This window comes from Phyllobacterium sp. LjRoot231 (genome assembly GCF_964253365.1).
In the GTDB taxonomy this organism is placed as follows: Bacteria; Pseudomonadota; Alphaproteobacteria; order Rhizobiales; family Rhizobiaceae; genus Phyllobacterium.
In genome coordinates, this window is sequence record NZ_CAXUQT020000001.1 from 4535204 (window position 1) to 4549430 (window position 14227).

Annotated in this window: 13 protein-coding genes; 7 read left to right on the top strand and 6 right to left on the bottom strand. The window is 57.4% G+C overall.

Annotated features, from left to right (window positions below):
• Entirely contained in the window at positions 1–1476 is a 1476-nt protein-coding gene (locus ACSQ3H_RS22610; protein ID WP_436119112.1) for an aldehyde dehydrogenase family protein, read from the bottom strand.
• 155 nt (positions 1477–1631) lie between these two features.
• Between ACSQ3H_RS22610 and zwf the strand changes: the two genes are divergently transcribed.
• From zwf to ACSQ3H_RS22635, 5 genes are all read left to right on the top strand, one after another.
• Positions 1632–3101 (top strand): glucose-6-phosphate dehydrogenase, encoded by a 1470-nt coding sequence (gene zwf / locus ACSQ3H_RS22615; protein ID WP_436119113.1) that lies wholly within the window; start codon positions 1632–1634, stop codon positions 3099–3101.
• A gap of 12 nt (positions 3102–3113) precedes the next feature.
• On the top strand, positions 3114–3812 hold the full coding sequence (gene pgl, locus ACSQ3H_RS22620) for a 6-phosphogluconolactonase (protein WP_436119114.1): 699 nt from the start codon (positions 3114–3116) through the stop codon (positions 3810–3812).
• A gap of 67 nt (positions 3813–3879) precedes the next feature.
• Positions 3880–5706: a phosphogluconate dehydratase gene (edd, locus tag ACSQ3H_RS22625; protein ID WP_436119115.1), complete on the top strand. Its 1827-nt coding sequence runs from the start codon at positions 3880–3882 to the stop codon at positions 5704–5706.
• A gap of 56 nt (positions 5707–5762) precedes the next feature.
• Complete coding sequence (locus ACSQ3H_RS22630) at positions 5763–6002, top strand: type II toxin-antitoxin system VapB family antitoxin (RefSeq protein WP_436119116.1); 240 nt, start codon at positions 5763–5765, stop codon at positions 6000–6002.
• Positions 6002–6436 (top strand): type II toxin-antitoxin system VapC family toxin, encoded by a 435-nt coding sequence (locus ACSQ3H_RS22635; protein ID WP_436119117.1) that lies wholly within the window; start codon positions 6002–6004, stop codon positions 6434–6436. Before ACSQ3H_RS22630 ends, ACSQ3H_RS22635 begins: the two co-directional genes overlap by 1 nt.
• Here the strand turns inward: ACSQ3H_RS22635 and ACSQ3H_RS22640 are convergent.
• Together ACSQ3H_RS22640 and folD are read right to left on the bottom strand one after the other, a co-directional pair.
• Entirely contained in the window at positions 6430–7392 is a 963-nt protein-coding gene (locus ACSQ3H_RS22640) for a GlxA family transcriptional regulator (RefSeq protein WP_436119118.1), read from the bottom strand. The genes ACSQ3H_RS22635 and ACSQ3H_RS22640 overlap by 7 nt on opposite strands.
• Positions 7393–7430: 38 nt before the next feature.
• A complete protein-coding gene (gene folD / locus ACSQ3H_RS22645; protein WP_436119119.1) occupies positions 7431–8330 on the bottom strand; it encodes a bifunctional methylenetetrahydrofolate dehydrogenase/methenyltetrahydrofolate cyclohydrolase FolD in 900 nt (299 codons plus the stop codon).
• Positions 8331–8542: 212 nt separating this feature from the next.
• Here folD and ACSQ3H_RS22650 point away from each other — a divergent pair, with 212 nt between their 5' ends.
• Positions 8543–9796: a sarcosine oxidase subunit beta family protein gene (locus ACSQ3H_RS22650; RefSeq protein WP_436119120.1), complete on the top strand. Its 1254-nt coding sequence runs from the start codon at positions 8543–8545 to the stop codon at positions 9794–9796.
• Between the two features lie 5 nt (positions 9797–9801).
• Here ACSQ3H_RS22650 and ACSQ3H_RS22655 read toward each other — a convergent pair whose 3' ends face one another.
• The 3 genes from ACSQ3H_RS22655 to ACSQ3H_RS22665 form a co-directional block, all read right to left on the bottom strand.
• A complete protein-coding gene (locus ACSQ3H_RS22655) occupies positions 9802–12042 on the bottom strand; it encodes a GumC family protein (RefSeq protein WP_436119121.1) in 2241 nt (746 codons plus the stop codon).
• 118 nt (positions 12043–12160) lie between these two features.
• Positions 12161–12439 carry a helix-turn-helix domain-containing protein gene (locus ACSQ3H_RS22660; RefSeq protein ID WP_436119122.1) on the bottom strand — a complete coding sequence of 93 codons (279 nt, stop codon included), beginning with the start codon at positions 12437–12439 and terminating at the stop codon, positions 12161–12163.
• Positions 12439–12849 carry a type II toxin-antitoxin system RelE/ParE family toxin gene (locus ACSQ3H_RS22665; RefSeq protein WP_436119123.1) on the bottom strand — a complete coding sequence of 137 codons (411 nt, stop codon included), beginning with the start codon at positions 12847–12849 and terminating at the stop codon, positions 12439–12441. The genes ACSQ3H_RS22660 and ACSQ3H_RS22665 overlap by 1 nt, the downstream gene beginning before the upstream one ends.
• Before the next feature lie 118 nt (positions 12850–12967).
• On the opposite strand from ACSQ3H_RS22665, the gene ACSQ3H_RS22670 reads away from it, so the two are divergent.
• Entirely contained in the window at positions 12968–14227 is a 1260-nt protein-coding gene (locus ACSQ3H_RS22670; protein WP_436119124.1) for a lipopolysaccharide biosynthesis protein, read from the top strand.

Below are 14227 nucleotides of genomic sequence, written 5' to 3' on the forward strand. Positions count from 1 at the left end.
TCAATCGTGGCGGAAGATGATCGTCTTGGTCGCCGACATGTCGTAAAGGGCCTCGAAACCCTTTTCGCGGCCATGGCCGGATTTCTTGAAGCCGCCAAACGGCAGTTCGATGCCGCCGCCGGCGCCGTAGGCATTGACGAAGACCTGCCCCGCACGCACGCCCTTGGCAACGCGATGCTGGCGCGCGCCATCCCTGGTCCAGATACCGGCGACGAGGCCATATTCCGTGTGATTGGCGAGCCTTATGGCCTCCTGCTCGTCGTCAAACGCGAACAGAGTGAGCACCGGGCCGAAAACCTCCTCCTGGGCGATAATGGCCGTCGGATCGACGGCGCCGAACAGCACTGGCGCTACATAGTAGCCGGTGACCGGGGCTTCGACATCGATGGACCCCCGCGCAATGACATCGATACCGGCCTCGGCGGCCGACGTGACATAGTTTTCAACCCTGCTCTTCTGCGCCGGGTTGATCATCGCCCCAAGATCGAGATCGGCATCGTGCGGACCAGCAACGAGCCTCTCGAAGCGCTCGCCTAGCGCTGCGGCGACCTCATCATAGATGGGACGCTCGATGAGAATGCGGCTGCCCGCCGAGCAGGTCTGGCCGCCATTCTGGATGATGGCATTGACGAGAACCGGCAGCGCTTTTTCGATATCGGCGTCGGCAAAGACGATCTGCGGCGACTTGCCGCCGAGTTCCATCGTAACCCCGCGATTGTTGCCGGCCGCAGCCTGCTGGATGGCCGTGCCGGTTGCGGGAGAACCGGTAAAGGTCACATAGTCGACGCCGGGATGTGCTGACAGGGCTGCACCCGCTTCGCGACCATAGCCGGTGATGACATTGAGCACGCCATCCGGAAGGCCCGCCTCGATGGCAAGTTCGCCGATGCGGATCGTCGAGAGCGATGCGTCTTCAGCGGGCTTTATGATGAGCGTGTTGCCCATGGCGAGCGCGGCGCCCACCACCCGCGCCATGATCTGCAACGGGTAATTCCATGGAATGATTCCGGCGACGACGCCGTGCGGTTCGCGCAGGGTCAGTGCCGTATAACCATCGAGAAACGGGATCGTGTCGCCATGGATCTTGTCGGCCGCACCACCATAGAATTCGTAGTAACGCATGGCGGCGGCAACGTCCGCCCTGCCCTGGCGAATTGGCTTGCCGGTATCGCGCGATTCGAGCGCCGCAAGTTCATCACCGTGCTGTTCGATCAACTGTCCGAGCCGCGTCAACAGCCGTCCGCGCTCGAAGGCAGGCATCCTTGACCAGGGACCACGATCGAAAGCTTCGCGCGCGGCACGTACAGCGCGATCCACATCATCGGCATTACCCGCCGGGATGCTCGCAAAGGCCAGACCATCGGACGGACACAAAACAGTGATCGTTTCCTGGCTTAATGCGGCAACACGTCTGCCATTTATGATGTTCAGGAAATTCTTATCCTGTGCGACAACTCTGGATAGATTATGTACCATGACCACATCCCGTTCGTTGCAAGCCTATTGGAAAGGACACGAATTGGAAATGCATTTTGACGCAGTTCGCGCATCGGGACTGGTCATTTTAAATCGATTAGATTATAAAACCCCGCATCTACGGATGTGCAAGTCAGGCATAGCGAGACTCTCCCATGACAAGTCAGATTATCCCGGTTGACCCTTTTGATTGCATCGTGTTTGGCGGTACCGGCGATCTTGCCGAGCGCAAGCTGATCCCGGCGCTTTACCAGCGCCAGCGCGATGGCCAGCTTTCGGAACCGACCCGCGTCATCGGCGCATCCCGTACGCCCATGTCCAATGAGGACTACCGCAAGTTCGCTGAAGCTGCGATCAAGGAGTTCGTGAAGCCCGCAGAATTCGACCAGAAGCAGGTCGACCAGTTCTTGGCGCGCCTGTCCTATGTCGCGGTCGATGCTACATCCGATAATGGCTGGGAAGAGCTGAAGGCGGAAATCGGCAACGATACCAAGAAAATCCGGGCTTTCTATCTTGCCGTCAGCCCGTCTCTTTTCGGCGATATCACTGGCCGCCTGAAGAGCTACAAACTCGTTCACGATCACACGCGCATCATCGTCGAAAAGCCGATCGGCCGGGATCTTCAATCTGCCATTGCGCTCAACGACACGATTGGCCATGTCTTTCACGAACAGCAGATTTTCCGCATCGATCACTATCTAGGCAAGGAGACGGTGCAGAACCTGATGGCGCTGCGTTTCGCCAATGCACTGTACGAACCATTGTGGAATTCGGCGCATATCGATCACGTGCAGATCACCGTGGCGGAAGCTGTCGGGCTCGAAAACCGTGCCGGGTATTACGATACGGCGGGCGCGCTGCGCGACATGGTACAGAACCACATCATGCAGTTGCTCTGCCTCGTGGCGATGGAACCGCCGGCATCGATGGATGCGGATGCGGTCCGTGACGAAAAGTTGAAGGTGCTGCGCTCGCTGAGCCCGATAACGTCGAAGAACGCCGAGGAGCTTACTGTCCGCGGACAATACCGTGCCGGCGCCTCCGCAGGCGGCGCAGTGAAGGGCTACACGGAGGAGCTGGAACATCCGAGCAATACGGAGACCTTCGTCGCGATCAAGGCCGAGATCGCCAATTGGCGCTGGGCCGGCGTGCCGTTCTATCTGCGCACCGGCAAACGGCTTGCAACACGTGCGTCCGAAATCGTCGTATCGTTCAAACCTATCCCGCATTCGATCTTCGGCGAAGGTGCAGGCCGGGTCGTCGCCAACCAGCTGGTCATCCGCTTGCAGCCGGATGAGGGCGTCAAGCAGTGGATGATGATCAAGGATCCGGGTCCGGGGGGTATGCGCCTGCGCCACGTGCCACTTGATATGACCTTTGCCGAGTCTTTCACGGCGCGCAGCCCCGACGCCTATGAACGGTTGATCATGGATGTGGTGCGCGGCAACCAGACATTGTTCATGCGGCGCGATGAAGTGGTTGCGGCGTGGCAATGGGTCGATCCTATTCTGAAAGCGTGGACCGAGAATGATCAGCCACCCTACGGCTACACCGCCGGGACATGGGGACCATCCGCAGCCATCGCGCTTATCGAGCGTGACGGTCGCACCTGGCATGAAACCTGATCGGGCATGCTGATGGCACACACATTGCATAGTTTCCCCGACGGCAATGCTCTGGCCGAAGCTTTTGCTTCGACGGTGGCGGAGCGTCTTGCCGTGGCCTGTGAAGCGCGCGGCAAGGCTGTGCTTGCCGTCTCCGGCGGCACGACGCCCGCCCGCTTTTTCAAGGCGCTGTCGCTGAAAGACCTGCCATGGGGGAAAATCACGATAACACTGGTGGATGAGCGTTTTGTGCCGCCTACCAGCGACCGTTCCAACCAGAAGCTCGTCAGCGAGATGCTTCTGCAGAATAAAGCAGCCAAGGCTAATTTCGTCGGCCTCTACAATGATGCGCCGGACGTCGAAGAAGGTGCTAAAATAGCGGCGAAGGCGATCGCCAAGCTTGGACAGCCGTTCGATGTCGTCATTCTCGGCATGGGCGGCGATGGACATACGGCATCGTTTTTCCCCGGCGGCAATCGGCTAAGCGATGCGATTTCGCCCGATCAGGAGGCGCTGGTGCTGCCGATGCAGGCGGAAGGCGCCGGCGAACCAAGGCTGACGCTCACACTGCCAGTGATTGTCGGGGCGCGCTTCGTGGCGCTGCATATTGAAGGCGCAGGCAAGAGGACGACGCTCGAAGCGGCGCTCGGCCAAGGCGCGACAGCCGATATGCCGATCCGCGCGATATTGCGATACGAGCCGATCGAGCTTGAGATTTTCTGGGCCCCGTGAGGTTCAGAGCGTGTGATTGCCAGGAAGGCTCCCAAACTTCCGGGCAAACGCCAGAAGGAGACATGACATGACCGTTCTTCAGCGGGTGAAGAGTATTACCAATCGCATTTGCGAACAGTCGAGACCGACGCGCGATGTCTATCTCGACCATTTGCGCGAAGCAGCGTCACGCAAACCCAAGCGCACCGCGCTTGCCTGTGCCAATCTCGCGCATGGATTTGCCGCTTGCAGCCCATCCGACAAGGCAGCGCTGGCTGGCGACGTCATAGCCAATCTTGGCATCATCACCTCCTATAATGACATGCTCTCTGCGCACCAGCCGTTCGAAACCTATCCGCAACTGATCAAGGCTGCGGCCAAGGAAGCCGGCGGCGTGGCTCAGGTTGCCGGCGGGGTACCAGCCATGTGCGATGGGGTAACGCAAGGCCAGCCGGGCATGGAGCTTTCCCTGTTTTCCCGCGACGTTATCGCCATGGCGACCGCTATCGGGCTGTCGCACGATATGTTCGACGCGGCCGTCTATCTTGGCGTCTGCGACAAGATCGTGCCGGGGCTGGTGATCGGTGCGCTGACCTTCGGTCATCTGCCTGCCGTGTTCATTCCCGCGGGTCCAATGACCACCGGCCTTCCCAATGATGAAAAGGCGAAGACGCGCCAGCTCTATGCGGAAGGCAAGGTCGGCCGCGAAGAGCTGCTTGAATCCGAGTCCAAGTCCTATCATGGCCCTGGCACCTGCACTTTTTACGGGACCGCCAATTCCAACCAGATGCTGATGGAAATCATGGGCCTGCACATGCCAGGTTCGTCCTTTATCAATCCGGGAACGCCCTTGCGTGAAGCGCTGACGCGTGAAGCGGCAAAGCGGGCGCTCGCAATAACTGCGCTTGGCAATGAATATACGCCGGTCGGCGAAATGATCGACGAACGCAGTATCGTCAATGGTGTCGTTGGTCTGCACGCCACGGGCGGCTCGACCAATCACACGATGCATCTCGTCGCTATGGCAGCGGCCGCCGGCATCAAGCTGACATGGCAGGACATTTCCGACCTCTCCGATGTGGTTCCGCTGCTCGCCCGCGTCTATCCAAACGGGCTTGCCGACGTGAACCATTTCCATGCGGCAGGCGGGATGGGTTACATCATCCGCGAACTGCTCGATGGCGGGCTCCTGCACGAGGACGTCAAGACCGTCTGGGGCGGCTCGGAAGGCCTGCGCGCCTATACGATCGAGCCGAAGCTGGGTGAGAACGGCACGGTCGTGCGCGAGCCGGTCGCTGCGGAAAGCGCCGACAAGAAAGTGCTTTCTACCTGCAAGCAGCCATTCCAGGTCACTGGCGGACTGAAGATGCTCAAGGGCAACCTCGGCACGGCCGTGATCAAGACATCAGCTGTGAAGGCTGACCGGCATATCATCGAGGCGCCGGCCATCGTCTTCGACAGCCAAGCCGCGCTGCAGGATGCATTCAAGGCCGGAAAGCTCGATCGCGACTTTGTCGCCATCGTGCGGTTCCAGGGTCCGCGCGCCAATGGCATGCCGGAACTGCACAAGCTGACCCCTGCCCTTGGCGTGCTGCAGGACCGCGGTCACATGGTGGCGCTCGTCACCGATGGGCGCATGTCCGGCGCCTCCGGCAAGGTTCCGGCCGCAATCCATGTGACGCCGGAAGCGCTCGATGGCGGTATCATCGGCAAGATCCGGGATGGAGATGTTGTGCGGCTGGATGCCGAGATCGGTACGCTCGACGTACTGGAAGATCCAGAGGTTCTGGCCGCGCGCCCAACGCCGGATGTCGATATCAGCCACAACAGCTATGGTATGGGACGCGAGCTTTTCGCTGCATTCCGTAATGTCGTCGGCCGTGCTGATCACGGCGCCTCGGTGTTTGGCCTTTAGTAGCATTGCATCATTGTGTAGACACTTCTATATTGTGTCTACACAGAGGAATTGACATGCCGCTGAACATTCGCAACGAAGAGGTAAACGAGCTGGCAACGAAGCTTGCAGCCCGTAAACATATAACCAAGACCGAAGCTGTAAGGCTCGCGCTGGAGAGGGAATTACAGCTTACCGACAAGGAAGTTCCGCTTCTTGAACGTATAAAAATAATACAGGACAGATTAGCTGCCTATCCTGATACCGGATTTAAAGCCGACAAGGCGTTTTATGATGAACTCAGTGGCGATTATTGATGTTCGTCGATGCGTCGGTGATTGTAGCAATCTTGTTGAAAGAGTCTGCAGCTCAAGCGTTTAGCCAACAGCTTGTTGATGCTCAATCGAGAATATTGATCACATCTGTCATCGCAGTGTGGGAAGCAACGGCGGTTATATTCAAGGAGAAACGTCTTTCGATGGCAGAATCCGAATTGGAGATAAAGGCATTTCTTGATGCCGCCAATATTAAGGTTCTTCCGGTTTCAAATGAAGATCTGCCAACCGCGCTACAAGCATTTGAGCGTTATGGGCGGCACCATTATTCAGCCAACAATCGCAACAGCGCGCTAAACCTTGCCGATTGCTTCCACTACGCCACCGCAAAGTCTCATCGCGCGCCGATCTTGACCAAGGATGCTGGTTTTGCGCTTACCGACCTGAAAACGGTGAGCACGACGAAAGATCAGTAGGTCGTACGGCGCTCATCCGAGGGTGAGCGCCCGAACTGTGCCCGATAGCTCTGGGCAAAATAGGAATGCGAGGTGAAGCCCGTCGCCAACGCCACATCGAGAATAGGCGAATGGGTCTGGCGCAAGAGTTCACGGGCGCGCTCCAGCCGCAGGCTCATGTAATAGCGACCCGGCGTCATGTTGAGGTGACGCAGGAACAACCGCTCCACCTGCCGGACGGACAGGCCAACGGCTTTCGCCAATCGCACAGCTGATTTCGGCTGTTCGAGATTATCGGCCATGAGTTCCACGATCTTGCGCAGCTTTTCCGATTTGCCGGTGAGATCGCGTTCGGGACCGATACGCTGACGATCGGTTTGCGAGCGGATACGTTCGTGGTGGAACTGGTTGGCCACTTCATTGGCAAGAGCTGGGCTAAAGTCCTGCTTGATGATCTCTAGCATCAGGTCGATCGATGTCGTTCCGCCAGCGCAGGTATAGCGTTTGCGGTCGATCTCGAAGACATTGCCGGTGCAATCGATCTGCGGAAACCGTTCCTGAAATCCGGCGCGATTTTCCCAGTGGATGGTGCAGCGATGACCCTCGAGTTGACCTGCTTCAGCCAGAATGTAGCTGCCGACATTAAGTCCGCCGAGAACAGCGCCGCGACGTCCCAGTGTGCGCAAGGTGGCGATGACCTTTGCCTTGTCGTCAAACTCGGTCGTGAGCCCGGCGCATATGAAGGTGATATCGGCGGGAGGCAGGTCTGCAAGCGCATATTGCACATTGATCTGCAGCCCGTTCGAAGCGGTCACCGCTGCACCATTGGCGGATACGATGATCCAGGAATAGAACGCCTCCTCCGACATGCGATTGGCCGTGCGTATGGTGTCGATGGCAGCGGCGAGGCTGAACATCGGGAATTTGTCAACGAGCAGAAAGGCAAAGGTTCTGGTGACCTTGAGGGCTTCGGGCATATGTTCTTCTAACCGGATTCCCTATTTGAGCAAATGGATCAGAAGCGTGGCGGCGCTTTGCCAGCCGAGCGATAGGCGGCGACAAGGGTATTGGCCATCAGCATGGCAATCGTCATCGGCCCGACACCGCCCGGTACCGGGGTAACAGCGGCGGCAACCGTAGACACGTCGGCAAAGTCCACATCACCAACGAGCCGTGTCTTGCCCTCGCCCTTTTCCGGAGCGGGAATGCGGTTGATACCGACATCGATAACCGTAGCCCCCGGCTTGACCCAATCCGCCTTGACCATCTGCGGCCTGCCGACGGCGCCAACCAGAATATCGGCAGTGCGGCAAAGAGCTGCCAGATCCTTGGTCTTGCTATGCGCAATGGTGACTGTTGCATTGTGCGCGAGCAGCAGGTTGAACATCGGCTTGCCGACGATGTTGGAGCGGCCGATGACGACTGCATTGAGACCGGAAAGATCACGTCCCAGGATGCGATCGATCAGCAGCATCGATCCGGCTGGTGTACAGGGTACGAAAGCCGTCTCGATTTCGCCGGTGCCAAGCTTGCCAACATTGATGAAATGGAAGCCGTCGACATCCTTGTCGGGCGAGATGGTCTGGATGATGCGGCCGGAATCGATATGTTTCGGCAGAGGAAGCTGGACGAGAATGCCATGGATCAGCGGATCGGCATTGAGCTTTTCAACCAGCATGACCAGTTCTTCTTCGGATGTTTCTTCCTGCAAAGTATGCTGCACAGAGTAAAAACCGCATTCGCGCGCCTTCCTGCCCTTGGAAGCGACATAGACCTGACTCGCTGGATCCTCGCCAACGATCACGACGGCGATGCCGGGGGTGATCCCGCTGGTTTCGATCAGATCGGCGGCTGATGCCTTGACCTTCGAAACCACGTCCTCGGCAATTTCCTTGCCATTGATCGTCACTGCCATGTGCTGCTCCTGGACATCAAGTTTCGGATTGAGCGTCATTCTGTTGATTTTACCGCCGAATAATACCGTCAAAACGGCGTTCACTGACGCAATAGCGAAAGCGCCTTTGAAGGGCAATGCGATGATGTGCCCCAACTCAGATCGTCAGGGGCTTGGCGTCGACGATAAATCCAAGCATGATCGCGAAATCTCATTCGAATCCGGAATCCACCATGCGCTATTCAGCTTTCAGCCTTTTGAAAAATGCCCTCAACGGCAACAAGGACTGGAAGCCAGCCTGGCGCAAACCCGATCCGAAACCAGCCTATGATGTGGTGATCATCGGCGGCGGTCATGGTCTTGCTACCGCCTACTACCTCGCCAAGGAACACGGCATCCGCAACATTGCGGTGGTGGAAAAGGGCTGGCTCGGTTCGGGCAATATCGGCCGCAACACCACGGCCATCCGCTCGAATTATCTCCTCACCGAAAACCAGCACTTCTACGAAGCGTCGATGAAACTGTGGGAAACCATGTCCCACGATCTCAACTACAATGTGATGTTTTCGCAGCGCGGTGTGGTCAATCTCGCCCACTCGCTGCCGCAGCTCGATATCTATGCGCGGCGCGGCAACCAGATGCGCCTCAACGGCATCGATTGCGAACTGATGAATCCACTCGAGATCAAGAAGCTGATCCCCGGGCTCGATATCAGCAGCAACGCGCGCTTTCCCATTCTTGGTGGATTGATGCAGCGCAGTGCCGGAACTGCACGGCATGATGCCGTCGTATGGGGTTACGCCCGCGCCGCCGACCAACTCGGCGTCGATATCATCGAGAATTGCGAAGTCACGAGTTTTTTGAAGGATGGCGATACGGTCACCGGGGTTATGACCACACGCGGGCCGATCAATGCGAAGAAGGTTGGCTGTGCCGTTGCGGGGCACACCAGCGAGCTCATGCGCAGGGCGGGTATCGATCGCCTGCCGCTCGAATCGCATGTGCTGCAGGCTTTCGTCTCGGAGGCACTGAAGCCGGTGGTCGACACGGTGGCGACGTTCGGTGGCGGACATCTTTATTTCAGCCAATCCGACAAGGGCGGGCTCGTATTCGGCGGCGATATCGACGGCTATAATTCCTATGCACAGCGCGGCAATCTGCCGGTGGTCGAGGACGTGATGAGCGAATTCATTGCGCTCATCCCGGCGCTGGCGCGCGTCAAGCTGTTACGCTCGTGGGGCGGTATCATGGATATGACCATGGATGGTTCCCCCATCATCACGACCGGTCCGCTGCCGGGCATGTATCTCAACACGGGCTGGTGCTATGGCGGCTTCAAGGCGACGCCGATCTCGGGTAAATGCTTCGCCTGGACGATCGCCAAGGACGAGCCGCATCCGCTCTCGGCTCCTTTTACATTGGACCGGTTTTACCGCGGCTATGTCATTGACGACAAGGGGCAAGGACCCACGCCAAGGTTGCACTAAACGGGTCAGCCAGCTTTCCGCTCGGCGCGCTGCCGCAAGACTTCGCGCAGTTCGGCAATCTCGGCCAGCATCTCCTCGATGTTGGAATTGTCGTGATGGCGCGGTTCCATCAGCGCGTCGGAATGCTCGTACAGAAACTCAGCAATCGCGGCCTCGTCATCGGCGGAATGCGGTGAGTCCTCGAGCTCCGCTTTATCCGACACCATAGCCCGTGTTTGCGCACGTCTGATTGCTGCGCCAAGCCGAGATTCAGAAGGCACTACGGGCGAAAGGCTAGCGATTTCGGGCGAAACGGTACGCTTGCTGCCGGATGGCGGTACCGGATCGACGGGCGTTTCATCCTCGATATAAACAGGAGCGCGATTGCCGGCACGAAAGCTTTCGATCATGCCGAGCAACACAGCGATACCCAGACCGGTCAAAAGCCCGCCGAGCAGGCCGCCAATTGCAACGAGCTTGCGTGAACCACCGGTGCTTTCAAGCGCTGGGCGCGCCGGGGAGATGACGCGGATATTGGTGGTGTTCATGCCTTCGAGCTCGCCGGTCTCCTTGGCGCGCAACAGGAAGGCTTCGTAGACTTCGCGCTTGGCGGTGACTTCACGTTCGAGTTCGCGCAGCTTGACCATGTCCTCGTTGTTGCTGGCGGTACGCGCTTTGAGCTGCGCCAGTCGTGACGACAGGTCCTGTTCCTGCTGGGTGGAACGCTGAAGTTCCACCTGCACCGAGGAGGCGATACGGCCAAGCTCGTTGCGGATTTCGTTGCGGACCCCAATAACCTGCGACTGCGCCTGGATGAGCTGCGGATGACGCGGTCCGAGCTTGGTAGCGAGACCATCCGCCTGTTGCTTCAGTGCGCCATATTGCGAGCGAAGCGCAACGATGACACCGGAGCGGAATTCTTCCGGCAGCGTGTTACCGAGCACACCTTCAACGGACGTGTTCCGGATGGAATCAGCCTGCGCCTTCAGCCGGATTGTCTGGTTGCGTGCGGCGGTCAGTTCATCATTCGTGCGGGTGATTTCATCATCGCTGATCAAACGGCCCTGTACGTCGACAAGATCATTCTCGGCCTTGAATTTCTGCACCGCATTTTCTGCATCCTGAACACCGGCGCGCAGATCATTGAGACGCGCGGTCAGCGATGCTGTGGCCTGCCGGGCGGTATCGGATTGGATATTGCCCTGCTCCTCGCGGAAAACGTCCGATACGGTATTGGCGATGAAAGCCGCCTTTTCCGGATCGCGTGACTTCACGGTGATGTTGAAGATGAAATTCTTGGTGCTGCGCTCGACTTCGAGATGATCGTAGAGATTGCGCAAGAGAACAGTTTCACGAGTCGTTGCATCCGGTGTGCTGTCGGTCGAGAACAGGTCCTGTATTGACGCCACGATGCCTCGTTCCTTGAGGTCACCGTTGAATTCCGGATCCTTGGCAAGCCCGGCGCGATCGATCACTTTGGTCAACACGCTGCTCGACTGAATGACGCGCAACTGGCTTTCGGCAATGGCCAGCGAGGCATCGACAGGCAGCTGGCTCGACGAAATTTCCTTGTCGACGATCTTCAAGTCGCGCGGATCAACCAGCACTTCGACCGTGGACGCGTAGAGCTTGGGCAGCGTCATCGCATAGCCGACGCCGAGAAGCGTGCCGATGATTGTTGTCGCGACGATCAGTGCCTTGGAACGGCCGACGCGATTGATGACGATGCGCGGATCGACGAGCGGCCGCCATTCATCGCTTTGATATTCCGTTGGCCGTAGTTCCACCTTGCGCGGCGCAGGCTGGCGCACCGGGACGGGTGCGACAACAGGTTCGGGTTCTGGCTCGAAAGGCTCAGGTTCAGACCGCGCAGTGACGATTGGATTTTCTGTCTCGACCTGGGCAGGCTCTTCGATCAATGACGCGGGTTCTCCGTGCTGCGGCACTACGTCCTCGGCAGCATCGAAACGCCTGTTTAGCTCGGCCTTGATCGCGGCCATGTCGGCGCGCATGCGATTGATCGCGTCCTGCTCAGCCTCTTCGGAACTGAGGTCTTCGGGAATATCACTCAACGACGGCAGTGAGATTTCGCTACCGGCGGCCAAACGCAAGGCGCGCATTCGGTGATAGTGATCAAGATTGTCTTCGCCGTGAATGTGCGTCGTGACGGGATCGGCAGGCGCCTCTCCCTCGGGCTCGGGCTGACTTGCAAACGAGAGAAGCGAGCGCCGCGGCCGCTTTGCCGTCTCGTTTTCACGATTACTCATTCCCACCTTAACTCCACAATCGCCAATCAACGCGATTCAATAGCGGACCCAACGTTCCACAGTTAATTCAACCTAAAGTTCTATGGAAAATAAATCGTTAATTATCGAGGCCACTGCCTCACATCCGTGTAATCTCAACACGCAGCTTTGAGCCAGTCGCTTCCGCATAGCGCCGCAATGTCGCGATCGACGGTGAAACTCCACCGCCTTCTAATCTAGCGATAGCCGACTGCGTAGTATCCATACGTTTTGCAACCTCTGCCTGCGATAAATTTGCTTGGGTACGGGCTCGTATCAAGAGTTCAATTATCGAATATTCCAGATCCGCTTTTTCATATTCTTTCCGGAACTCCGGATCTTTCATGTATTTCTTTTTCAGTTCTGCAAGCTTGGTCATCAGATCACTCTTTTCATTCGTTCATGTGCCAACGCAAGCGCTTTGGTTGGTGTTCTTTGTGACTTTTTAACGAAAACATGGAGGATAACGGCTTTCCGGCCCGTTACCGTCACATATAGACCCCGAACAATGCCCTCCGACGCTTTCACCCGCAACTCCCACAATTTCCCACTCAAATGCTTGACGTGCGGCTCCCGTAACTTTTCAAGACCAACGCTTTCGATTGTTTCCATAAGACGAACGAGCCTTGATCGTAGTGCTGGAGGTAATTCCTCAATCTCGGCATCGACAGTTGTATCAAGCGTTTCCACTGTCCAATTCATATAAATATAGCCTAAATGATATAATTTGAAAATATGATTTGATGAAAAGCAATGATGCTTAGAAGTCGTGCAAATGAAGCCCTTCATAGCACGTCCTCAATCTGACAACACAAGCCGTTAAGCCTTTTGATGTAGAAAACCGCGGAATTCACGTCTGAAACAAATGCTTCTCCCGTGCCTTTGATTCAGGCATATCCCGCAGGACATGAAATTGGTTACACGCCACCTGAAAGCCAACGCAGGGCTTATCCGCGACTATTTCTCGGTGATCAGCGGATCGGCGGGACGGCTCGTGATTTCGCTTGCCTATTTTGTTGCGCTGGCAAACACCTTGTCGATTGCAGAATTCGGCCTGTTTGCCACCGCATCGGCAACGGGCGTTGTGCTTTCGCGTCTCGTTTCCTTCGGCTTCGTTTCACCGCTCTACCGGATTTCCACCGTCAAGCCGCAACTGATTGGCGCCTATACGGGCGGCTTTCTGGCAGCGGTCGTGGTGTCTTTGCCCATCTTCATGCTTGCCGCCTATCTGACCCACCTTATTTTCTTCGGTGCGGACCTTGCGCTTGGTACCTTTGCCGTAATCGTTGCAGCGGAAGCATTGCTTTGGCGGTCGCTGGAAGTGGTGGTTATCGTCAATAACGGCCTGAACCGCTTTGGCCGGGCAGCATTGCTGGTCATTATCGGCACGGCCTTGCGAGCGGTAGCAGCAGTGCTTTTTGCCTTCTCGACCGTGACTAATCTCGCAATATGGAGCTGGTGGTATGCGGGGGCGAATGGTGTTGCGCTTGTTATCGCGGTCATCTTCTTTTACCCGCGCGTGCGGCTGCGCCTCATTCCCAAGCTATACCGCCGGAGGCTGGCGGATTCCTTTGCCGTCACCGGCGCGGAAGTGCTTTTCTACGTCCAGTCCGAAATGGACAAGCTGCTGGTGCTTGCGGTCGGCGGGCCACAGACGGCGGGTGTCTATGCCATCATCATGCGTCTTGTCGATCTGACCGCCCTGCCCGTGCGTTCATTCAACATGATGCTGGTGCAGAAACTGATGCGGACGCCGGACATGCTGAAATCGCTCAAAGTTCGCGGTGGGCTGGAGCTTGGCGTGTTTCTCGTCTCGACGTTCGGTCTGGCGGCACTTGCCATCTTCCTCACCATTTTTCCGCGAGCGCTCGGAGCGAATGTTGCCTCGGTTGTTTCGCTCTTGCCGCTGGTATTGTTGGTGCCGGGCTTGCGCAATCTCATCGAATATCAGGCGGAGATTCTTTATGCGCGAGGCCAATCAGGACTTCGTGCGCTCAATCTCGCACTGTTGGGCGCCGCCAAGGCCGCACTGCTTTGGTGGATTCTCGTTACATTTCTTGACACCCACGACTGGATGATCTGGTTGAACGCGATGTTCGCAGTGCTTTATGTTCTATCAGCGTTTTTGACCTATCGAGCCATCAGGAGACCCGCGCGAAGGGTCTAG

Coding starts and splice junctions, on each gene's coding strand:
- edd (WP_436119115.1), top strand. CDS start 3,880: ATGACCGTTCTTCAGCGGGTGAAGAGTATTACCAATCGCATTTGCGAA.
- pgl (WP_436119114.1), top strand. CDS start 3,114: ATGGCACACACATTGCATAGTTTCCCCGACGGCAATGCTCTGGCCGAA.
- ACSQ3H_RS22635 (WP_436119117.1), top strand. CDS start 6,002: ATGTTCGTCGATGCGTCGGTGATTGTAGCAATCTTGTTGAAAGAGTCT.
- ACSQ3H_RS22660 (WP_436119122.1), bottom strand. CDS start 12,439: ATGACCAAGCTTGCAGAACTGAAAAAGAAATACATGAAAGATCCGGAG.
- folD (WP_436119119.1), bottom strand. CDS start 8,330: ATGGCAGTGACGATCAATGGCAAGGAAATTGCCGAGGACGTGGTTTCG.
- ACSQ3H_RS22670 (WP_436119124.1), top strand. CDS start 12,968: ATGAAATTGGTTACACGCCACCTGAAAGCCAACGCAGGGCTTATCCGC.
- ACSQ3H_RS22610 (WP_436119112.1), bottom strand. CDS start 1,476: ATGGTACATAATCTATCCAGAGTTGTCGCACAGGATAAGAATTTCCTG.
- ACSQ3H_RS22665 (WP_436119123.1), bottom strand. CDS start 12,849: ATGAAGGGCTTCATTTGCACGACTTCTAAGCATCATTGCTTTTCATCA.
- ACSQ3H_RS22650 (WP_436119120.1), top strand. CDS start 8,543: ATGCGCTATTCAGCTTTCAGCCTTTTGAAAAATGCCCTCAACGGCAAC.
- ACSQ3H_RS22630 (WP_436119116.1), top strand. CDS start 5,763: ATGCCGCTGAACATTCGCAACGAAGAGGTAAACGAGCTGGCAACGAAG.
- ACSQ3H_RS22655 (WP_436119121.1), bottom strand. CDS start 12,042: ATGAGTAATCGTGAAAACGAGACGGCAAAGCGGCCGCGGCGCTCGCTT.
- ACSQ3H_RS22640 (WP_436119118.1), bottom strand. CDS start 7,392: ATGCCCGAAGCCCTCAAGGTCACCAGAACCTTTGCCTTTCTGCTCGTT.
- zwf (WP_436119113.1), top strand. CDS start 1,632: ATGACAAGTCAGATTATCCCGGTTGACCCTTTTGATTGCATCGTGTTT.